The 976-nt window shown below is 58.6% G+C and carries 1 pseudogene; it reads left to right on the forward strand.

Features of this window, described 5'->3' with window-relative positions:
• Positions 1–51 precede the first annotated feature (51 nt).
• Positions 52–879 (forward strand): annotated as a pseudogene (locus ACS8Y6_RS18350) (type I restriction-modification enzyme R subunit C-terminal domain-containing protein); the annotation flags it as partial.
• Positions 880–976: the final 97 nt, after the last annotated feature.

Here is a 976-nt window from a genome sequence, read left to right on the forward strand (position 1 = left end):
ATTTAGCCATGAACCTGGCGGCCTGTGAATGATGGGGTTTGTGGATCGCTTACGATGATCGAGTTCAAGCAGACCATCGGCCGTGGCACGCGCGTGTTCGACGGCAAATATTTCTTTACCGTCTACGATTTCGTGAAGGCGCACGAGCACTTCAAGGACCCGGAATGGGACGGCGAGCCGGAGCCGCCGGAGCTACCCGAGCCGCACCCGCAGCCTTATCCGAACGCGCCCGAGCCAACGCCTCCCGGCGGTGTCGATGAAGAAGGCGACACCTACGACGGCGGCGAGGACGAGCCGCCCGAAAAGATTGTCGTAAAACTGGCCGACGGCAAGGCCCGCAACATCCGCTATCTCGCCACCACCAGCTACTGGTCGCACGACGGCACGCCGATCACTGCCCAGCAGTTCATGGCGCAACTATTCGGCGATCTGCGAGGCCTGATCGACTCCGAAGAACAACTGCGCGATATCTGGAGCGATCCCGAACAGCGCGCTGCCTTCATCGAACGCCTGGCGGAAATGGATTACGACCACGACCGCCTCGACGACATGCGCCGGCTGATCGATGCGCCGGACAGCGATATCTTCGACGTGCTGGCCTATATCCGCTTTACGCTGGCGCCGCTGGCCCGCCGTGAGCGGGCTGACCGGGCACGAGAGACTGGCTTAGCCGGCTACGAAACCGAGATGCGAGCGTTTCTGAACTATATTCTGCGAGCTTACGAACAGCACGGCGTCAATGAGTTGGCTTCAGAACGCATTCCTGATTTTCTGCGTATCCGCTACGGAGGAACGCGTGACGCCAGGCAAAAGCTCGGCTCCCTCAGCGGTATCCGTAGTGCGTTTTTTGATATCCAGAGCTATCTTTTCAGTGCTTGAGATTGTCGAAGTCATTGAACGGACGACTCAAACGAGGACTAAGGCGCTGCTGAAATAGAAGCCAAATTATGTCCCGAGACTCGTCTGCCGTAGGTTC

The sequence above is a fragment of the Salinisphaera sp. RV14 genome, from assembly GCF_052044135.1.
Taxonomy (GTDB): Bacteria; Pseudomonadota; Gammaproteobacteria; order Nevskiales; family Salinisphaeraceae; genus Salinisphaera.